Below are 19,678 nucleotides of genomic sequence, written 5' to 3' on the forward strand. Positions count from 1 at the left end.
CGGTACTGAGGGCGCCTCCTGCGGCAGGGGGCGCCCTCAGTTCTCGCGGTCGGCGCCCGGCCGCAGCGGGAAGACCGACGCCGGAGGGGCCCAGACACGCGGCCCGGGCCCCTCGGTACACCATCGCCGGACGTCACACCTGGGCCGCCGCGTTGACGATGGCGAGCGCCAGGGCGTCGAAGTTTTCCCGGTAGAAGCCCAACCTGATGTGGAAGGACTCCTCCGTGAACACGCCGCGCGTGAGGAACATGGTGGGCACGGCGGTCAGAGCGCTGTGCACCATGTGCAGTTCCTCCCACCGGAGCCGGACGTCGAAGGATTCCGGGTGCGGACCGGCCAGGCGCTCGACGAGCGCGTCGACCACCTCCCGGCTGGCGCCGACGAGCAGGGTCAGCTCCTCGTCACCGCCGTTCCGCTCGCGCAGATATGTCAGCGCCTCGTACATGGCGCTCGCCTGGGACGGCGCGAGCCGGGCAATGAGCGCGTCGCCGTCACGGGTCAGCTTCAGTTGTCTTGGCAACCGTCTCTCCTTCCCGCGTCAGCTCTTGGGATTGGGCGTGTAGCGGGTTCCGTTGTGGAAGGTCTCCCACGTCACCTTGTAGGCGTGGATGCGGTGGGGCTGGAGGATGACGATCAAGCCCTTGTCCTCATCGTAGGCGACCGGATTCTTCGTCTTCGTGTCTATATGGGTGCCCTTGCCGCGCCACTTCTTGAAGTACTCGGCCATGGACTTCAAGTTGTGGCCGATGCCCGGCAGATCATGGTCCGCCGCGTGCTGAATGTCGTCGCTGCCCATCCGCATCCACTGGTACTCGACGCCGTCCGCCACGTCGGACCCGTACTTCTTCTCGATGTCCGCCAGTACCTCGTAGGGCAGGTCCTCCGCCAGATCGAGGTTGCAGACGTCCAGGTCGATACTCTCGTCGGACGTGTCCGCCGCGGCCGCGGACGTGAACCCGGCCGCCCTCACGGACGCGACGCTCTTCACGGACTTCTTCTTCACGCAAGCCGGAAGGTTCGGTTCCTTCCTCGCTTTCTCGGCCAGCTTGCGAAGCTTGTCCAGCGTCTTCTTCGCCTTCGCCGACTTCTCGAAGAAGCCGACGACGCCTGAGGAGATCCGGACGACCGCCTTGCCCACCGCGGGGAACTTGGTGAGCGGGACGGCCGCGCCGATCGCGTTGACCAGCGTCCACAGGCAGCTCTCGACGTCGCCCTTCGTCAGGCAGTTCTTGAGGTCGGTCCAGCCGATGTAGTCGAGGAGGATCGCCCCTCCGTTCTGCTTGACCCAGTCCAACAGGTTCAGGGACGCCAGGTCGCGCGCGGCCCGGTACTGGTCCAGGCACTCCTGCCCACACATGCGCAGCAGCGCCGCCTCCTCGTCGGAGGACAGGGGCGAGCCCGCGTCGGCCGGCTGCTCAGCACTCCCTCTGCGGAGTTCTTCCAGCCGCTTGCGCTGCTCCTCCTCGGCGCGGTCGGCAGCCGCGTCCGCCTCCTTGGCCGCGCTTTCCGCGTTGGACGCCGCCGTCTCGGCCTTGGTCGCTTCCGACTCGGCGTGCGTCGCGACCTGGTCTGCGGCGGAGGCGTCGGCCTCGGCGCCAGACGCGGCGGAGCGGGCGCTCGACGCGTCCTTCTCGGCCTCCGTCGCCTCGCGGTCGGCCTGGGCGGCCGCCGACTCCGCGTCGTTGGCGGCGAAGTTGGCGTAGAAGGCGTCGGTGCCCGCCTGCTGGTCGTACTTCTGGGCGTTCGCGTCGGCCTTCTTCGCGGCGGCCGCGTCGGTCGCCGCAACGGCCGCCGAAGCGTTGGCGGCCGCTGCGGAGTTGACCGCCTGCACCGCGTAGTCCGCGGCGTCGGCTGCCGCCTGAAGGGCGATCTTCGCGTCGCCGGCCGCCCTGTCGGCGAGGGCCTTGGCCTGCGCCGCCGCCTTCTTCGCCTCGTCCGACTTGGCCTTGGCCGCGGTGGCCTGCTGCTCGGCGAGCGTCTTGGAGGTCTGGCCGATCAGGACCGCGTACGCCGCCGAGGTGTCGCTCTCGCGGTACGGGGAGCCGATGGTGATCGCCTCGTCGGCCGCCTTGGTCACCGCGGTCGCGGCGTCCCTGGAGGCCTGCGCGTACTGGGCCGTAGCGAGCGCGTACCCGGCGGTCTTCGCCGACCACGCGGCCGTCTTGGCGGCCTCGGCCACTGCCGCGGTGGCCTCCTTGCGTGCGGTGATCGCCGCGGCCTGGGCTTTCTTGGCCTCGCCGTCCGCCTTCTTGGCGTTGTCCTTCGCGGAGGCCGCCGCGTCGATCGCCTCGGCCGCCGCGGCGTGCGCGGTTGCGGCTGCCGCGTGAGTCTTCGCGTATGCCGACTGGGCCGCGTCGGCGGCGGACCGTGACCGCTTGGCCGCGCCGTCGGCGCGGGTCGCCGCCGCGCGGGCGTTCATAGCCGCCGTGGTCGCCTCATTGGCAGCAGTACGGGCTCGGGTCGCGGCGGCCGCCGCCTCGGTGGCCGCGGAACGGGCCTCAGTGGCCGCCTGCCTGGTCTCGGCTGCGGCGGCGGTGCCGTCGGCCGCTGCGGCAGCGGACTCCAGGGCTGCCGCCCGCGACGCGGTGGCGTTCTTCTCGTGCTCGGCCCTGACCGCCTGGTTGCGTGCCGTGTAGGCGCGCAGTTCGGCGTCCGTCGCCGCCGCCAGCTTCTGCGTCGCCACCGAACCAGCGTTTTGCGCGTCGGCGAGGGCCTCGCTCGCCCTGTTCCTATCGCCCTGCGCGCGCTCCTCGGCGGCCTCGGCCTTGGCCCGTTCACTGGCCGCGGTGTCCCGCTCTCGCTCGGCGGTGGCCTTCTCCGCCTCCGCTATACCTCGCTGGCGCTTCGCTTCGGCAGCCTGGGTCTTGGCAGTCTGCTCCGCCTTCTCGGCGGTCGCGCGGGCGCTCTTCGCGGTGGCGGCGTTGGCCGAGGCCTCCGTGGCCAGCTTGGCGGCGGACTCAGCCGCGGCCTTGGCCTGCGTCTTTGCCTCCAGCGCCGCCGTCTTGCGGAACTCCGTGTTCAGCGCGTGCGCCTGGGTCTTGGCCAGCGCCAGCAGCGTCTGGGAGTCCCCCACAGTGGCTTTCGCCGCGTTCGACGCCGTCAGCGTGGCCTTCGCAGCCGCCTGAGTGGCGGCGGCCGAAGCCTTGGCGACCTGCACCGACTGTTGCGCGTACAGCAGGCCCCGGCCGCGCGGCAGCTTCGCGACGTCGGCGATCGTCCACGCCTTCGCCTGCTGGGCGCCCGCGGTGTCCGCGGCCGTCTTGGCCCGGGTGGCCGCCGCGTCCGCCAGTGCCACCTGCGCGGTGGCCTTGGTCTTCGCCGCGTTCAGGTCCGTCGTCGCCTTGGTGAGTTCGGCCTTCGTCGGGTACAGGGCGGAATCCTTGTTCGCGGCCCAGTACTTCTGCCAGTACAGGATCTGGTCCGCCTGCCAGGCCTGCCGGACCGCTTCCAGCATCGCGCCGGTGGCGACCCGTGTCTCCTTCGACGCGGCTGCCTCGGCGGTGACGATCGCCTTGCGTTGCTCGGCCTGGCCGGAGTACTCCGCCTCCCACTCCGTGTATGCCTGCACGACCGGGCCGGTCAACACCCGGTATTGGTCGATCGGGTTGCCGCTGTCGCAGGCCGCCCAGGCCGTCTTCAGCGCCTCGACCTCGGTGCGGAACTCCAGCGAGTCCGGCTCGGGCGCCTCGGTCGGGAAACCGCCGAACCGCAGAAAGGTCGCGACGTCGTTGGCCGAGGAGTAGCCCAGGTTGCTCGTGTCGAGCAGTTCCCGCCCGGCGACGTCTTTGTAGGCGGCCGCCCACGCGTCCCCGCCTGTGTCGAAGGCGTCGAGCACCTTCCGCGCCTGGTCCAGCGAAGCCTGCCCAGGCCTCGGCGTCGGGTTCTCCCAGATCTTGTTGTACAGGTCCTGCTGGGTGCCGAGAGTGAAGGCGACGATGTCCTTGCCGAACTCCGGCGCCCAGTAATCTCGGCCGCCCGACGAATTCACCGCGGCGTAGGGCTTATTGCCGATGTTCAGTTTGTCCTGGCGGTCCTGAAAAGCCTTCAGGTCAGCTAGGCCCGCGTCGTCGTCCCGTTGCTGGACCTGGCCGACTTCCCCAAAGTTCCAGTCCGCCACGACCTTGCGCAGATCGTCGTCCGTTCCAGCGAGTTTGGTCGCCGCGTACGTCTTCGTCTCGGGTCCGCCGAAGTGTACGGCGCGCCCCACCTGGCAGCGGTCCTTCCTGGCCTGAGCGCCGAGGCTGATGCGGAGGGTGCGTTCATACGGGTTGGCCGGGTTGTCCCCCGGCTCGTCGGCGTTCGCGGGGGCGGCGGAGACGAGTCCGCCGAGCACGGCCGTCGCGGTCGCGAGCGCGACGGCTGCGAAACCCCGCGGTAAACGCACGGCCCGGGATCGTCTTTGTCGTCTTCTTCGAGTCCTACGCATGTCGATGCCCTACCTGAATGGTCAGTCCGGATAGTCGGTCTTGTCGCACGAGAAGAAGGGCACGACGAATCGCCGGCCGAGGCCGGTCGGTAGTCATGCCGACTGGCCTGCCGCGCAGGAAATGCCAGGAAGTAGAGAGATCCCCGTCCATGCCGCGTGCGGTCAACACGCGTGCCCCGTGCCCCCTCCCCAGGGGACCGGATCATCATCTCAGTGGGAAAGCTTTTACGGAACCCTCAATTTCCCTTTACGTCCGAACCCTGTTCCGCCCCACGCGTCCCGCTGGTGCATGAAGAAAAGCTCCAGCCTCCTCGACGCCCCCAGGCACGACTGTGCCCCGCCGGGTTCAACGGCGGGGCACAGTCCTTTGCGGCTCCCGGACGGGCTCTGTGGGGTGTTCAGTCGATGTACTGGTGCAGTCCGGGGATGGTCAGCGTGCCGCCGAACTGGCCTGCCTGCTGCACCTTCGCGTTGGAGAAGTAGATGTACGGGATGTTCAGCGGCGGCGGGCTCTTCGGGCTGAACGTGACCGGTATCAGGCCGAACAGGTTCCCCGAGATGCTCTCGGTGTACATGATCGTGTCGCCGCCCTCGATGGTCGAGTGCGGCAAGCCCGTGGCGGCCTGCACGTGATACGTCTTGCCCGACTGCTCGTCCTTCACCGTCTGGTGCAGGTCGCCGATGTCCGTGCCGCCCGATATGACGTACTTCAGGACTTCCTTGACCTTGCCGCTGGCCGTACGGACCTTGACTATGCCCTTGTAGTCGGCGCCCTTGAGCGTCAGCGAACTGGCGTTCAGGGTCCAGGGGTTGTCGGGCAGCAGAACCTTGTTGTCGACACCGCCCTCCGCGTCCGTCGCGGCCTCGCAGTCGTCGGCGTCCGTGGTGGAACTGGCGGAGGGGCTCGGAGAGGACGTGGCGTCCTCAGCCGCCTCCTCCACCGCCTTGGTGGTGTCCTCGGCCGCCTTGGACGCCGTGTCGGTCGCGTCCTTCACGGTGTCCTCCACCGTGTCGGTGACCTTCTTCGTCGTCTCCTTGACGGCGTCGGAGGAGTCGGTCGACTCGTCCTTGCCGGCGCTCTCGGAGGCGGACGCCGAGGCCGAGGGGGTCGGGCTCGCGCTCGCGCTCTCGGTGGCGCTCTTGTCGCCACCGGTGAGGATGTCGCCGATCGTGTCGCCGATCGTCTCCAGGACGTTCTTGCTCTCGGACGCCGAGGGGGTCGGCGTGGCGGTGTCACCGCTGCCGCTCGACGAGGACTTGCTCTCCGACGCGGACGGCGTGGGGTCGGCCTTGTCGTCGGAACCTGAATCCGACGAAGAGTCCTTGCCCGTGTCCGAGGCCGGCGAGGACGACGTCGCCGACGGGGTCGGCTCGGCCGTGTCGTCCTGGTCCGCCGAGTCCGACGCCTCGTCGCTCGCCGAGGCGGAGGGCGACGGCGTGGCCGAGGCGGAGGGGTCCAGGGCGGTGACGCAGTCCTTGTACTCGTCGGCCTGCTGGCTGTTCGACGCCGGCTGGTCGTCGGCGTTGGCGAACGTGGACGTGAAGCCCATCCCCATGAGAACAGCCGTCGGCATCGCCGCCAGGGCTATCGCCTTCCCGGCAGGCATGTGGAACCTGGTGAACAGCGGCTTCCTGGGCGCCGCATGCCGCGGCCCGGTTCTCACACGGGACGCGTCCACGTCAGTCCCGTGGGTCACCTCGTCAGCCGGCACTGTGCCTCCCGTATGCCCCGGTCCCCGGGCTCGTTCCTGACAGATCGTTCGGCTCGTCCACCCGGTCGTCCTTGGTGAACACCGGGCCCTCGCTGTACGGGGCCTCGGGGGTACTGACCGCGGGAGTGCCGTCCTCGGGGGCCGCCGCCTGCGGGGCGCCGCCCTCCTCGGAGCCGGGCTCCTTCACCTGCTCCTCCGGCGGCAGGCCCGGTGCCCACGACACCGCCATCGCACCGCCGATGAGCGCGAACAGGAAGCCGACGATGAAGCCACCGAAGTTGGAGACGGGCAGGGACACCAGTCCCAGCAGAATCGCCGCGACGCCCGCGAAGGTGCGGATGTGCTTCTGGACCCACAGGCTGATGCCCAGGACGACCAGCAGCACGCCGATGATCAGCGAGCCGGCCCCCGCGGTGGTGGCCATGGCCAGCGTCAGGTGACCGACCTGGAGGTGCGCGTACGGGAAGTACATGATCGGAAAACCGGCGATCACGACGAACAGGCCGGCCCAGAACGGGCGAGTACCCCGCCACGCGCGGAACTGCAGCCTCCGGCGAGTGAACTGACCGGGCTCGGCAGAAGTCTCGGCGCTCATGGAAAACAGCTCCCTGGTGCGGCTTTTGCTGTGGTGAAGGTGGTACTGCGGTGAAGATGTGCGGGGTGTGCGCAAAGGCAGACGGGGGAGCGACGGGCGGGGGTGCCTTCCGGCGCCCCCGCCCGTCACCGAATGCCTAGTAGCACTCCCTGCTGGTACCCGTGGACAGCTTCATGCTGAGGCCGGGGAGCTTGAACGTTCCCGCGGTGGTCGCCCACGCCGTCTGCTTGACCTTGGTGAGCTTCACCGAGTCGGCCTGCTGGGCGAAACCGAAGGGGTTGGCCGTTTCATTGGCCTTCATCTTCGCGCCCTTGAGGTCCTTGCCCGCCACACCGATGTCGATGTTGGTGAACTCGGCGTCCGCGCCAAGGTCCTCGACGTCGATGTACAGGTTGGTCGCAGCGACCTGCTTGTCCTCGTCGCTGCTGTCACCCGCCTCCAGCCGCAGGGTCACGGACCCGAGCAGCGGGATGTTCGGCGTGACGACCGACTGGCACATCTTCTCGATGCTGGCACTCGTGAACGCCGACACCGCGACCGGGTGAGCCGTCTTCTTACCGTCGAGGGTGTAGCCCTCGTCGATGGCCCCGTACTGCGAGAAGCCCTTACCGTTGAGCTCCTTGGCCGTGACCTTGAACGACTGTCCCGACACACTGAACGACGCGGCAAGCGCACCCTGAGCCAGGGCCACGCCTATGCACGCCGTGGCGGCGACGCTGGGCACCATGACCACAGCGAACCGCTTCCATCTGGTCCCGCCACGCACCTGGGACTCCATATTTCCTCCTTCTCGGACGTACATCTCCTGGCCCTGACTGCCCCTATCGACAGACGGCTCAGCCGGGCAGGGATGGGAGAAGTGCTACGTCCTCGGGAAGGAGAGCGCCTGCACTCGGTGGCGCAAACGCACCCGAATCACCGGCGATCACCCCCGAGCGACAACCACTGGTCGCGCCTGACACGCATCACGCACAACCTTGCTGGACAGGCTCCGCCGGACGGCGAAGACCCCCCTGCCCAAGAGCCGACGCCACTGCCGTCGACCCTGCCCGGTGGGGACCCTGGTTCCCGTGGACCCAACCGGCTGTCGGGGTACGCGAATGGACCGAGCGTCGCCGATCGTGGTGCATTCTCGGCGCCCGCACAAGGGGGTTCGTTACTCGCTAGTAACGGCCGGATAACCGAACAACGACCCGCTGGTCTCGTCCGACAACGCTCGGTGGCAGATACGGGGAGGACAAAACTGTTGATCAATGGACAGATTCCGACAGATCAACGGCCGTAACTTACTTGCAGTAACAGCGGCCGCGTTTACCAAGTTTTGGTAAAGCGCGGCCGCACTGACAGTTCGTCGGCAGATCTTTCACTCGGGCACCACATGCCCTCGCGTTTAGCGACTGGTCAGAACCGGGCTCGCGCCCGACTCAGAACATCCGCCGGAGCCCGCTCAGAAGAGGGCTCGCGCGAGCGCCCGGCGAGCCGCCGTGACCCGCGGGTCGTCGGCGCCCACGACCTCGAACAGCTCCAGGAGCCGCCGCCGTACGGTGTCCCGGTCGTCGCCCGCCGTGCGCCGTACGGTCTCGATGAGCCGGCCGAACGCGTCCTCCACGTGGCCGCCCACCAGATCCAGGTCGGCGGCGGCGATCTGCGCCTGCGCGTCGGCCGGCTTCTCGGCCGCCTCCTTGCGTGTCCGCTGCGGGTCCAGATCCTGCACCCGCTGGAGCAACTCGGCCTGGGCGAGACCCAGTTTGGCCTCCGAGTTGCCCGGGTCGTCACTCAGCACGTTCCGGTACGCCTGTACGGCCCCCCCGAAGTCCCCCGCGTCCAGGGCCTGTACGGCCGCCTCGAGAAGGGCGTCGTACGGCCCCGCGGGCACCGTGGGAGGAGCCTGGACGGCGCCCGGCCCGGCGTCGGGGTCGACCATCAGGCCGGTGAGGCCGAAGCGTTCCTCGGCCACCTGCACCAACTGGTCCAGGGTCTGGCGGATCTGCGCCTCGCCGGCGGCCCCCTGGAAGAGCGGCAGGGCCTGCCCGGCCACCACCGCGAAGACGGCCGGGATCCCCTGGATCCCGAACTGCTGCATCAGCATCTGGTTGGCGTCGACATCGATCTTGGCGAGGACGAAGCGCCCGTTGTACTCCAGGGTCAGCCGCTCCAGGACGGGGCTCAGCTGCTTGCACGGCTCGCACCACTCGGCCCAGAAGTCGATGACGACGGGCACCTCGGTGGACCGCTGAAGTACGTCACGCTCGAACCCGGCCTCGTCGACGTCGGAGACGAGGGCGGCCGGGGCGACGGCCCCTCCCCCGCCCTGCCGGGCTGATTCGGCGCGCGCCTGCTCCGCCTTCGCCTTGGCCTCCTGGGCCGCCTTCACCGCGGCGAGGTCGACGACTCCGCTCATGGACATGTTCCGTGGCTGCATGCGTCTATCCTCCCCCGTTCCCGCGCGTGTGTGGTCCATACCCCGGGGGACGGCCCCGGACCCCCGGTCGAGGCAAGAACCGGGACCGCTGTGTGCTGTGCGGCGCCGGGTCCCCACCCGGGCCAGTGGTAGTCGCTCGCGTAAGCCGGACACGTCGGTCATCGCGTCCTGGCTTTCGCTACGAGTCGTAGCGTAATGGCACCGAGTGCCTCCGGACCACCGGCTTCCGGTGATCTCCCTCACGCCCGCACGAGAACGGCCGGTTATGGTCGGGAGATGCAGAGCCGCACGCCCACGAGCCGTACCGGACGTCCGCGCAGCGCCGCCGCGGACACCGCGATTCTGGCCGCGACGCGGGCGGCCCTGGTCGAACTGGGCTGGTCCAGGCTCACCCTGGGAGACGTCGCGACCCGCGCCGGGGTTGCGAAAACGACCCTCTACCGCCGATGGGCCGGCAAGAACGAACTCGTCGTGGACGCGGTCGCCGAACTCTTCGACGAACTCGAGCTCCCCGACCGCGGCTCCCTGGCCGCCGACATCGAGGGTGTGGTGCTCCAGTTCTCGGCGATCCTGGCCCGCCCGGAGGCGAAGAGCGGTCTGATGGCGGTGGTCGCGGAGTCGATCCGGGACGACGCGCTGCGGGAACGTATCCGCGCCTCCATCGTCGACCGCCAGAAGCGGCTGGTCCTGGCGGGCCGTGCGCGGGCGCAGGCGCGGGGCGAACTGCCGCCCGAGACCGATCCCGAGGAGACCACCCGCACGGTCGACCTGATCTTCGACATGGTGGCGGGCGCGGTGGTCCACCGGACCCTGGTGAGCGCGGAGCCGGCGGACGAGGAGTGGGTGCGCGGTTTCACCCAGGTCCTCCTGTGGGGGCTGACCGCCCCAGCCGACCCGCCCGCAGACGCTCCCGCCCCCGCACGGGCAGCGGGAGACCGCCGGGAGCCGGACGGCGCGTACACGCCAGAGCCGGACGGCGCCCGGACGCCAGGGCCGCACAGCACCTGAACGCCGGAAGCCGGACGACACCCGCACACCAGAGCCGCACAGCACCTGAACGCCAGGAACCGCACAGCGCCTGCACGCCCGGAGCCTGACGACACCCGCACACCAGAGCCGCACGGCTCCCGGTGCCGGGGCAACCGCTAGAAGCCGGCGGGCTCCGTGTACACCCCCCACTCGTCCCGCAGCACCCCGCAGATCTCGCCCAGGGTCGCCTCGGCCCGTGCCGCGTCGAGCATCGGTCCGATCATGTTGGCCCCGCTCCGCGCGGCCGCGAGCATGCCGTCCAGCGCTGAGCGCACCGCGCCCTCGTCCCGGGCGTCCTTGCGGGCCGCGAGCGCCCGCACCTGCTCCCGCTCCACCTCGTGGCTGACCCGCAGGATCTCCAGGTCCCCGGTGACCGAGCCGGTGTGGACGTTGACGCCCACCACCCTCTTCTCGCCCTTCTCCAAAGACTGCTGGTAGCGGAAGGCGGCCTCGGCGATTTCCCCGGTGAACCAGCCGTCCTCGATGCCCCGCAGGATTCCGGAGGTGACGGGCCCGATCGGGTGCTGCTCGTCGGGGTGCGCGCGCAGCCCCCGCTCCTTGATCTGCTCGAAAATCCTCTCGGCGTCCGCCTCGATCCGGTCGGTCAGCTGCTCGACGTACCACGCGCCGCCCAGCGGGTCGGCCACGTTGCCGACGCCGGTCTCCTCCATGAGCACCTGCTGCGTCCGCAGGGCGATCTCCGCCGCCTGCTCGCTCGGCAGGGCCAGCGTCTCGTCCAGGGCGTTGGTGTGCAGCGAGTTGGTGCCCCCCAGTACGGCCGCCAGCGCCTCCACGGCCGTCCGCACCACGTTGTTGTACGGCTGCTGGGCGGTCAGCGAGACACCGGCGGTCTGCGTGTGGAAGCGCAGCCACTGGGCCTTCTCCGACTTCGCGCCGTACACGTCCCGCATCCAGCGGGCCCAGATGCGCCGGGCCGCGCGGAACTTGGCGATCTCCTCGAAGAAGTCGAGGTGCGCGTCGAAGAAGAAGGACAGTCCCGGCGCGAAGACGTCGACGTCGAGCCCGCGGGACAGGCCCAGTTCGACGTAGCCGAACCCGTCGGCCAGTGTGTAGGCCAGTTCCTGGGCGGCCGTCGAACCGGCCTCACGGATGTGGTAGCCGGAGACCGACAGCGGCTTGTAGGCGGGGATGCCGGCCGCGCAGTACTCCATCAGGTCGCCGATCAGCCGCAGATGGGGCTCCGGCTGGAAGAGCCACTCCTTCTGCGCGATGTACTCCTTGAAGATGTCCGTCTGCAGCGTGCCGTTGAGGACGGCCGGGTCGACGCCCTGCCGTTCGGCGGCGACCAGGTACATGCAGAAGACCGGCACGGCCGGGCCGCTGATGGTCATGGACGTGGTCACGTCCGCGAGCGGGATGTCCTTGAACAGGACCTCCATGTCGGCGGCCGAGTCGATGGCGACCCCGCAGTGCCCGACCTCGCCCAGCGAGCGCGGGTCGTCGGAGTCCCGTCCCATCAGGGTCGGCATGTCGAAGGCCACGGACAGCCCACCGCCGCCGTTGCCGAGGATCTTCTTGTAGCGCTCGTTGGTCTGCTCGGCGTTCCCGAACCCGGCGAACTGCCGGATGGTCCACGTACGCCCCCGGTAGCCGGTCGGATGGAGGCCGCGGGTGAAGGGATACTCCCCCGGCCAGCCGATCCGTTCGAAACCCTCGTACGTGTCGCCCGGTCGTGGCCCGTACACCGGCTCCACGGGATCCCCGGAGAGCGTGGTGAAGTCCGCCTCGCGCTTGCGTGCGGCGTCGTAACGGGCCTGCCAGCGTCGGCGGCCTTCCTCGATGGCGTCAGCGTCCATGCTTCGAATTTACTAGGACGTCCTAGTAAATGTCGATGGGAAACCGCCGCACGCGTGTCCGTACGGCGGTGGAGGCGCTGTCGGCCGGGTCAGGTCACGCCTTGACGACAGCGGGCGAGTCCTCCGCGATCCGGGGCTCCAGCTCGCGGCTGATGTTCCGCTCGACGAAGAAGGCGGCCGTCGGGATGGTCCCCGCCAGCAGGACCCACAGCTGCTTGGCGACCGGCCACTTGGCCTTGGCGCCCAGGTCGAAGGCGAAGATCAGGTAGACCACGTACAGCCAGCCGTGCGCGATGGCGACGACACGGGTGAAGTCCGCGGCGCCGTCGACGTCGAAGGCGTACTTGGCGATCATGCTCAGGCACAGCAGAACCAGCAGCACACCGGTGACGTAGGCCATGACGCGGTAGCGGGTCAGCACGCTCTTTTTCATGAGGACGAGCGTAACGGCCGGTTTGGGGCGATCTTGCGGCACCCCCGGCGCCCGGCGAGGGGGACGCCGGCGGGTGCGCTCACTCCTCGTCGAAGTCGTGCGCGGCCACCCGCAGCGGCCTGAGCATGGCGAAGAGCTCGGCGCACTCCTCGGCGTCGTACGCCGCCAGCCCGAAGTCCATGGCCATCAGGTCGCGGGTGGCGGCCTCGACGACCTCGCGGCCCTTGTCGGTGATCCCGGCGAGCGTGCCGCGCCCGTCGTTGGGGTTGGGCCGCCTGGCCACCAGCCCCGACCTCACCAGCCGGTCCACGGTGTTCGTCACCGAGGTCGGATGCACCATGAGCCGCTCGCCGATCTTCGACATCGTGAGCTCGCCCGACTTGGAGAAGGTGAGCAGGACCAGCGCCTCGTAGCGCGCGAACGTCAGCCCGTACGGCTTGACGACCGCGTCGACCTCGGCGAGGAGGATCTGGTGGGCGCGCATGATCGAGGTGATCGCGGCCATCGACGGCACGTTTCCCCAGCGCTGCTTCCAGAGTTCGTCGGCGCGGGCGATGGGGTCGAAGGGAAGGCTGAGCGGCTTCGGCACGGCACCGACCTTACCGGCCGGTCACATGGTGGTCAGCCCCGTCTCGCCCTTCGGTCCGCCGACACCCGCCGGCCCCGGTCAGACGGGGTCGGGCCCGGCGAGATGGCGCTCGACGGTCGCCACCTTGGAGGTGAGTCCGTCCGTCACGCCGGGGCGGATGTCCGCCTTGAGGACCAGGGAGACGCGCGGGGCGCGCCGCTCGACCGCCGCGACCGCACGCCGGACCACGTCCATGACCTCGTCCCACTCACCCTCGACCGACGTGAACATCGCGTCGGTACGGTGCGGCAGGCCGGACTCGCGGACCACGCGGACGGCGTCGGCGACGTACTCGCCGACCTCTTCACCGACCCCCAGCGGGGTCACGGAGAAGGCGACGGTCATGACGTCTTCACCGCGGCCTCGGCGCGGGCGCGGGAGGCGATGACCGCGTCCTCGGCCTCGCGCCGCAGCTTGCGCTCGGCGAAGAAGCCGCCGGTGGGCAGCACGGAGAGGACGAAGTAGAGGGCGGCCGTTTTCGGGGACCACTTCGTGCGGTTCCAGGCGTCCGCCCAGAAGATCACGTACAGGATGAAGAGGACGCCGTGGACCGCGCCCATCACGGGCACCGCGTTGAAGTCCGTGGTCCGCTTCAGCACCGAGCAGACCAGCAGAAGGAGGAAGGAGACGGCCTCGGGGGCCGAGACCAGACGGAGGCGGCGGAGGGCGGTGGCGGTCTTGATGTCCACGGGTCACCTTCGGTGGGAGAGTCGACGGCCGTTTGTGAACACAAGCACAAACGTCCCGCCATTGTGACAAACGGCGGCGCGGTCGCGGGGGCGGGGGTCCGCCCGGGTGGCCCCGGGCGGCGGCGGACGAACCCCTAGGGGTGCGGTCAGGGTGCGGCTCCACCCACGGACTCTGTCCGTGAAGGCGCCCGGCGGGCTACCTTCGCTGCGTGGCGATGTTTCGACTCCAAGGCAGCAAGGTGCTGGCCGTCGACATGACCGGGGACGCCGTGAAGGCGAAGAACGGCTCGATGGTCGCGTACGACGGACAGATGGCCTTCAAGAAGCTCAGCGGCGGCGGTGAGGGCATCCGGGGGATGGTGACCCGGCGGATCACCGGCGAGCAGATGACCCTGATGGAGGTGAAGGGGCACGGGACGTGCTGGTTCGCGGACCGCGCCTCGGAGATCAACCTCGTCGGCCTCCAGGGCGACAAGCTGTACGTCGAGTCGAGCAACCTGCTCGCGACCGACGCCGGGCTGCGCACCGGGACCACCTTCACCGGTATGCGCGGCGCCTCGCAGGGCAACGGACTGTTCACGACGACCATCGAGGGCCACGGCCAGGCGGCGATCATGTCGGACGGGCCGGCCGTGGTGCTGCGGGTGAGCCAGCAGTACCCGCTGACCGTCGACCCGGGCGCCTACATCGCGCACCAGGGGAACCTCCGGCAGTCCTTCCAGTCCGGGGTGACGTTCCGCACACTGATAGGCGAGGGCGGCGGCGAGGCCTTCCAGATCCGCTTCGAGGGCGACGGGCTGGTGTACGTCCAGCCGAGCGAGCGGAACACGATCGCGGGGGACGTGTGACATGGCCTTGCGTGAGATCAACTCCAAGATGGTCGAGGCGACCGTCCTGCCCGGGCAACGGGTGTTCAGTCAGCGCGGCGCGATGCTCGCCTACAAGGGCGAGGTGGCCTTCACGCCCAACATGCAGGGCGGCCAGGGCGGCGTCATGTCGATGCTCGGCCGCCGGGTCGCGGGCGAGGCCACCCCGCTGATGAGCGTCGAGGGCAACGGCACGGTCCTGTTCGGGCACGGCGGCCACCACGTCCATGTGATCAACCTCAGCGGCGACACGCTCTACGTGGAGGCGGACCGACTGCTCGCCTTCGAGGGCAGCCTCCAGCAGGGCACCATGTTCATGGGTTCGCAGGGTGGCGTCATGGGCATGGTCCGGGGCCAGGTCACGGGGCAGGGACTGTTCACGACCACCCTCAAGGGCCAGGGCGCGGTGGCGGTGATGGCGCACGGCGGCGTCTTCGAGATCCCGATCACCCCGCAGCGCCCGGTCCACGTCGACCCGCAGGCGTACGTCGCCCACCACGGCGACGTGCGCAACAAGCTGTCCACCGCGCTGGGCTGGCGCGACATGGTGGGCCGCGGCTCCGGCGAGGCCTTCCAGCTGGAGCTCAGCGGCAGCGGCACGGTGTACGTCCAGGCCTCGGAGGAGAAGCTGTGAGCATGTACGGGGCTCCGGGCGGCGGCCCGACGATCCACGACCCGATGACCCTGCCGGTCGACGACAACGTCAACAACTACACCTTCTGCGTGGAGCTCAAGGGGAGCCAGTGGTTCCTGCAGAAGGGCAAGATGATCGCCTACTACGGCTCGATGGAGTTCAACGGCATCGGACACGGCCGTTTGGACCGTCTTGTCCGTACGTCCTTTCATTCGCCACTGCACGCGAGCGACTGGGTCGTGGCGGAGGGCTCGGGCAAGATGCTCCTCGCCGACCGGGCCTTCGACGTGAACTCGTACGACCTGGACGACGGCAACCTGACCATTCGCTCGGGCAATCTGCTCGCTTTTCAGCCAACTCTGGCACTCAAGCAGTCGATCGTGCCGGGATTTCTGACGCTGATCGGAACCGGCAAGTTCGTGGCCGCGTCAAACGGTCCGGTGGTGTTCATGGAACCCCCGATCCGGGTGGACCCGCAGGCGCTCGTCGGCTGGGCCGACTGCCCTTCGCCGTGCCATCACTACGACCACGGCTACATGACGGGTCTCCTGGGCGGTCTACGTGCGCTGACGGGCCTCGGCGGGGCCTCCGGCGAGGAGCACCAGTTCGAGTTCGTCGGAGCGGGCACGGTCCTGCTCCAGTCGTCCGAAACCCTGATGGCCGAGCAGGCCACGGGGGCGGTTCCGCAGCAGGCCGGGGTACCCGGTGCCGGTGGGGGGCCCGCAGGCCACCCACAGCAAGCCGGCGCACCGCGCCTTCCCGGACAGCTGGGGGACCTCCAGCGTCGCTTCGGGCTGTGAGCGGTAGTCTGCGGAGTGTGACGTCGAACGTGTGCGCGCCGTCACGCCACCCTCACTAGTTCGCCTTTCAACATTTTAGGTAGACTTCATTCATGGAGACCGAGACGGCCACGCGCTGGCTGACCGATGCGGAGCAGTGCGCCTGGCGCACCCACCTGGAGGTCAACAGGCTGTTGACGTACCAGCTCGAGAAGGACCTGCAACCGTTCGGCCTGACGATGAACGACTACGAGATCCTGGTCAATCTGTCCGAGTCGGAGGACGTACGGATGCGGATGAGCGACCTCGCGTCCGCCACCCTCCAGTCCAAGAGCCGCCTCTCGCACCAGATCACCCGTATGGAGAACGCGGACCTGGTACGACGCGAGAACTGCGAGTCCGACCGCCGCGGACTGTACGCCGTGCTCACCGAGCGCGGCATGGAGACCATGCAGAAGGTCTCGCCGCATCATGTGGCGTCGGTGCGGAGGCACTTCATCGATCTGCTGTCCCCCGAGGCCCTGGCGGAACTCGACAAGGCGCTCAAACCCATCGCGGAGCACCTGCGGGGACACCGGGGCCGGCCCTAACGGGCTGAAGCACCCGGACGGGCGAGCGGCAGGCGGAGCACGAACAGGGCTCCGCCTGCCGGTGCGTCACCCACCGTGAGCGTGCCGCCGTGCCGTACGGCGACGTCGCGGGCGATGGCGAGCCCGAGTCCGGCACCGCCGTCGTCACGGCTGCGGGCGTCGTCCAGCCGTACGAACCGCTCGAAGATCCGCTCCCGGTCGCCCTCGGGCACCCCGTCGCCGTCGTCGGCGACCTCGGCCACCGCCCACGCTCCCTCCCGCCGTACGGCGAGAGTGACCGCCGAACGGGCGTGCCGCCGCGCGTTGTCCAGCAGGTTGGCGAGCAACCGCCCCGACTGCCCCCGCGATCCGGCCACCTCCACCATCTCCGGGGCCCGTACCGTCACCCCCGCCCGCCGCCCGGCCTCCTCCGCCGCCAGCCCGGCGAGGTCGAACCGCGCCTCGCCGGGGCGCTCCCCCGCGTCCAGCCGGGCGAGAAGCAGCAGGTCGGCGGCGAGGCGCTGGAGCCGCACCGTGTCCTCCACCGCGCCGTCGAGATCGAGCAGACCGGGGTGCGCGGCCCCCACCTCGAGCTGGGTGCGCAGGGAGGCGATCGGGCTGCGCAGTTCGTGCGAGGCGTCCGCGACGAACCGCCGCTGCCGTTCCACCGAGGTCTGCAAAGCGGCCAGCGTCTCGTTGGTGGTCCGGGCGAGGCGGGCGACCTCGTCGTGCGTGGCGGGCACCGGCACCCGACGCGCGAGGTCCTCGGAGGCGGTGATCGCGGCCATCTCCCGGCGGATGCCCTCGACCGGACGCAGGGCGCGCCGGGTGACCAGCCAGGTCACGCCCGCGACGACCCCGAGCAGCAGCGGAAACCCGATCAGCAGAACGGTCGTGGCGGTGCTCACGGCGCTCTGCTCGGCGGCGAGGGGCGCACCGGCGTTCACGGTCAGCAGTCCCTTGCCGGGGGCGTCGACCGACACGGCGGCGAAACGGTATTCGGCGGTGGTGCCGTCGAGGGTGGCGGAGCCCCCGGTGACGGTGGTCCGCTCGCCGATCTCGCCGGGGTCGAGGGAGTCGTCGTCCCCCTCGTCCCCCTTGCCCTCTCTGACCTTCCTGTCCTTCCTGTCCTCCCTGTCCTCCTCAGCGCGATCGTCGTCGTCGGCCACGCGGCCTGTGGAGGCCCGCGGGTGCACCGCGTCGATCCCCGTGCCGCTGATCCGCTCCAGGTCCTCGGTGGCCGCGACCAGCGTCCCGGTCGCGTCGACCACCTGGACCGGCCGGTCGTCGTCGTCCAGGGACAGCTCGTCGTAGGGCTTCCCCGCGGCGAGGTCGGCGGCCACGGCCCGGGCCGAGCGTTCCGCCTGGGTGCCCGCCTGGTCGATCAGGTTGGACCGCAGGGACAGCAGCACGGCGGTCCCGGCCGCGAGCAGCGCCACGGCGACCACGACGGTGGCGGCGAGGGTGGCCCGGGCGCGGACGGAACCGAGGAGGCGTCTCATCGCGCCGTCTCCGACTCCGTCTCCAGGCGGTACCCGGCGCCGCGGACCGTCCCGATGAGGGAGGCGCGCAGCTTGCGCCGCAGGGCGCTGACGTACACCTCGACGATGTTCGGGTCGCCGTCGTAGGCGAAGTCCCAGACATGCTCGAGGATGTCGGCCTTGGACACCACCTCGCCGGCCCGCACCACCAGCTGTTCCAGAACGGCGAACTCCTTGGCCGTCAGGGTGACCTCCTCCTCACCGAGGAGGACCCGGCGGGCGGCGGTGTCGACCTTGAGGTCGCCGTGCAGGTGGACGGGTGACGGCCCGCCACCGCCCGGTCCGCCCCGCCGCAGCAGTGCCTTGACCCGGGCGACGAGGACGACGTAGGAGAACGGCTTGGTCAGGTAGTCGTCCGCGCCCGTGTCGAGGCCCTCGGCCTCGTCGTACTCGCCGTCCTTGGCGGTGAGCATCAGGATCGGCATGTCGTGCCCGGCGGCGCGCAGGGCGGCGCAGACGCGGTAGCCGTTGAGGCCGGGCAGCATGATGTCGAGGATCACGAGGTCGTACGACCCCTCGGTGGCCCGGTCCAGGCCGTCCCGTCCGTCGTGCACGACGTCCACGGCATAGCCCTCGGCCGTCAGGCCCCCGGCGAGGGAGAGGGCCAGCCGCCTCTCGTCCTCCACGATCAGCAGCCGGAAGGGGCGGCGCGCGGCGCCTTGGGCAGGGCCGTGGCGGGTGACGGGTGGGCGCATCCGTACAGGGTCGCAAAGCCGGGCTGAAGAAGCCTTCAGGCGGCTTCAGGTTCCCCTCAGCGTCGGTCGGTGATGGTGGATCCCGTCGAAGCGAAACCAGCCGAAGACTCTGGAGGAACCTCATGAAGCGCAACATCGTGATCGCCGTCGTCGCCTGCGCGGCCCTGGTCGGGGGCGGTACGGCCACGGCTCTCGCGGTGACGGGGGACGGCGAGGCGTCGGGTTCGGGCCAGGTACGGCAGACGGATGCCCGGGATGGCGACGACGGGGGCCGGGACGACGACGGCGACGACGACAGCCGCGCGGACGACGAGGCCGCGCGGGTGGCCTCCGCCGACGTGACCGCCGGTGACGCGATCGCCTCCGCCCTGCGGCACGCCTCCGGCACCGTCGTCTCCGCCGAACTGGACGACGAGGAGGGCAGCGGTACCGCGGTCGTGTGGGAGGTCGACGTCCTCGCCGGCGACAACACCTGGAAGACCGTCCGGATCGACGCCGCGAAGGGCGGGGTCCTCGGCTCCACCGCCGAGCGGGAGGACGACACCCCGCAGGTGCGGGCCGCCCTGAAGGGGGCGCCGGTGACCGCCGCGAAGGCGGCGGAGGCCGTCCACGGCAAGGGCACGGTGACCGCCGTGGAGCTGGACGAGGACGGCACGTCGAAGGCCTGGGAGGTCGAGACGCGGGGCTCCGCCGGCCAGCCGGAGCAGGACTGGCGGGTCGACCTGCGCACGGGCAAGGTGACGGCGGACCGGTCGGACGACTGACGCGAGACCCGGCCCGCGAGCAGACCGGCAGGTGTCAGGGCACGCCTGACCACAACCGTGGGGCCCGGCCGGAACGGAC

19 protein-coding genes are annotated in these 19,678 nt (G+C 70.0%); 6 read left to right on the forward strand and 13 right to left on the reverse strand.

Going from position 1 to position 19,678, the window contains the following annotated elements; translation table 11 throughout:
• Positions 1 to 133: 133 nt before the first annotated feature.
• From OG985_RS16420 to OG985_RS16445, 6 genes are all read right to left on the reverse strand, one after another.
• Positions 134 to 520, reverse strand: coding sequence for a hypothetical protein (locus OG985_RS16420; RefSeq protein WP_371669080.1), 387 nt, complete (start codon positions 518 to 520; stop codon positions 134 to 136).
• Positions 521 to 538: 18 nt separating this feature from the next.
• Positions 539 to 4,384, reverse strand: a complete 3,846-nt coding sequence (locus OG985_RS16425; RefSeq protein ID WP_371669081.1) for a hypothetical protein — start codon at positions 4,382 to 4,384, stop codon at positions 539 to 541.
• Between the two features lie 440 nt (positions 4,385 to 4,824).
• The gene (locus OG985_RS16430) at positions 4,825 to 6,138 is read right to left on the reverse strand and encodes a hypothetical protein (protein WP_371669082.1); all 1,314 of its coding nucleotides are present in this window, start codon (positions 6,136 to 6,138) and stop codon (positions 4,825 to 4,827) included.
• On the reverse strand, positions 6,128 to 6,733 hold the full coding sequence (locus OG985_RS16435; protein ID WP_371669083.1) for a DUF6114 domain-containing protein: 606 nt from the start codon (positions 6,731 to 6,733) through the stop codon (positions 6,128 to 6,130). Before OG985_RS16435 ends, OG985_RS16430 begins: the two co-directional genes overlap by 11 nt.
• 136 nt (positions 6,734 to 6,869) lie before the next feature.
• The gene (locus OG985_RS16440; protein WP_371669084.1) at positions 6,870 to 7,511 is read right to left on the reverse strand and encodes a DUF6230 family protein; all 642 of its coding nucleotides are present in this window, start codon (positions 7,509 to 7,511) and stop codon (positions 6,870 to 6,872) included.
• 669 nt (positions 7,512 to 8,180) lie between these two features.
• On the reverse strand, positions 8,181 to 9,155 hold the full coding sequence (locus OG985_RS16445) for a tetratricopeptide repeat protein (RefSeq protein WP_371669085.1): 975 nt from the start codon (positions 9,153 to 9,155) through the stop codon (positions 8,181 to 8,183).
• A gap of 276 nt (positions 9,156 to 9,431) precedes the next feature.
• Here OG985_RS16445 and OG985_RS16450 point away from each other — a divergent pair, with 276 nt between their 5' ends.
• Positions 9,432 to 10,163 carry a TetR/AcrR family transcriptional regulator gene (locus OG985_RS16450; RefSeq protein WP_371669086.1) on the forward strand — a complete coding sequence of 244 codons (732 nt, stop codon included), beginning with the start codon at positions 9,432 to 9,434 and terminating at the stop codon, positions 10,161 to 10,163.
• 137 nt (positions 10,164 to 10,300) lie between these two features.
• Here OG985_RS16450 and OG985_RS16455 read toward each other — a convergent pair whose 3' ends face one another.
• The 5 genes from OG985_RS16455 to OG985_RS16475 form a co-directional block, all read right to left on the reverse strand.
• A complete protein-coding gene (locus OG985_RS16455) occupies positions 10,301 to 12,001 on the reverse strand; it encodes a methylmalonyl-CoA mutase (RefSeq protein ID WP_371669087.1) in 1,701 nt (566 codons plus the stop codon).
• 94 nt (positions 12,002 to 12,095) lie between these two features.
• A complete protein-coding gene (locus tag OG985_RS16460) occupies positions 12,096 to 12,434 on the reverse strand; it encodes a DUF3817 domain-containing protein (protein ID WP_371669088.1) in 339 nt (112 codons plus the stop codon).
• Between the two features lie 79 nt (positions 12,435 to 12,513).
• Positions 12,514 to 13,023 carry a MarR family winged helix-turn-helix transcriptional regulator gene (locus OG985_RS16465; protein WP_371669089.1) on the reverse strand — a complete coding sequence of 170 codons (510 nt, stop codon included), beginning with the start codon at positions 13,021 to 13,023 and terminating at the stop codon, positions 12,514 to 12,516.
• A 78-nt stretch (positions 13,024 to 13,101) separates the two neighbouring features.
• A complete protein-coding gene (locus OG985_RS16470; RefSeq protein ID WP_371669090.1) occupies positions 13,102 to 13,407 on the reverse strand; it encodes an MTH1187 family thiamine-binding protein in 306 nt (101 codons plus the stop codon).
• A complete protein-coding gene (locus OG985_RS16475; RefSeq protein WP_371669091.1) occupies positions 13,404 to 13,751 on the reverse strand; it encodes a DUF3817 domain-containing protein in 348 nt (115 codons plus the stop codon). The genes OG985_RS16470 and OG985_RS16475 overlap by 4 nt, the downstream gene beginning before the upstream one ends.
• 215 nt (positions 13,752 to 13,966) lie before the next feature.
• On the opposite strand from OG985_RS16475, the gene OG985_RS16480 reads away from it, so the two are divergent.
• From OG985_RS16480 to OG985_RS16495, 4 genes are all read left to right on the forward strand, one after another.
• A complete protein-coding gene (locus OG985_RS16480; RefSeq protein WP_371674389.1) occupies positions 13,967 to 14,599 on the forward strand; it encodes an AIM24 family protein in 633 nt (210 codons plus the stop codon).
• Between the two features lies 1 nt (position 14,600).
• Positions 14,601 to 15,251 carry an AIM24 family protein gene (locus OG985_RS16485; protein ID WP_371669092.1) on the forward strand — a complete coding sequence of 217 codons (651 nt, stop codon included), beginning with the start codon at positions 14,601 to 14,603 and terminating at the stop codon, positions 15,249 to 15,251.
• 2 nt (positions 15,252 to 15,253) lie between these two features.
• Entirely contained in the window at positions 15,254 to 16,051 is a 798-nt protein-coding gene (locus tag OG985_RS16490) for an AIM24 family protein (RefSeq protein WP_371674390.1), read from the forward strand.
• Positions 16,052 to 16,143: 92 nt separating this feature from the next.
• Positions 16,144 to 16,620 carry a MarR family winged helix-turn-helix transcriptional regulator gene (locus tag OG985_RS16495; RefSeq protein ID WP_371669093.1) on the forward strand — a complete coding sequence of 159 codons (477 nt, stop codon included), beginning with the start codon at positions 16,144 to 16,146 and terminating at the stop codon, positions 16,618 to 16,620.
• Here OG985_RS16495 and OG985_RS16500 read toward each other — a convergent pair.
• Together OG985_RS16500 and OG985_RS16505 are read right to left on the reverse strand one after the other, a co-directional pair.
• Entirely contained in the window at positions 16,617 to 18,101 is a 1,485-nt protein-coding gene (locus tag OG985_RS16500) for a sensor histidine kinase (RefSeq protein ID WP_371669094.1), read from the reverse strand. The genes OG985_RS16495 and OG985_RS16500 overlap by 4 nt on opposite strands.
• Entirely contained in the window at positions 18,098 to 18,835 is a 738-nt protein-coding gene (locus tag OG985_RS16505; protein WP_371669095.1) for a response regulator transcription factor, read from the reverse strand. Before OG985_RS16505 ends, OG985_RS16500 begins: the two co-directional genes overlap by 4 nt.
• Positions 18,836 to 18,957: 122 nt before the next feature.
• On the opposite strand from OG985_RS16505, the gene OG985_RS16510 reads away from it, so the two are divergent.
• The gene (locus OG985_RS16510) at positions 18,958 to 19,599 is read left to right on the forward strand and encodes a PepSY domain-containing protein (RefSeq protein WP_371669096.1); all 642 of its coding nucleotides are present in this window, start codon (positions 18,958 to 18,960) and stop codon (positions 19,597 to 19,599) included.
• Positions 19,600 to 19,678 lie beyond the last annotated feature (79 nt).

Source organism: Streptomyces sp. NBC_00289 (assembly GCF_041435115.1).
In the GTDB taxonomy this organism is placed as follows: Bacteria; Actinomycetota; Actinomycetes; order Streptomycetales; family Streptomycetaceae; genus Streptomyces.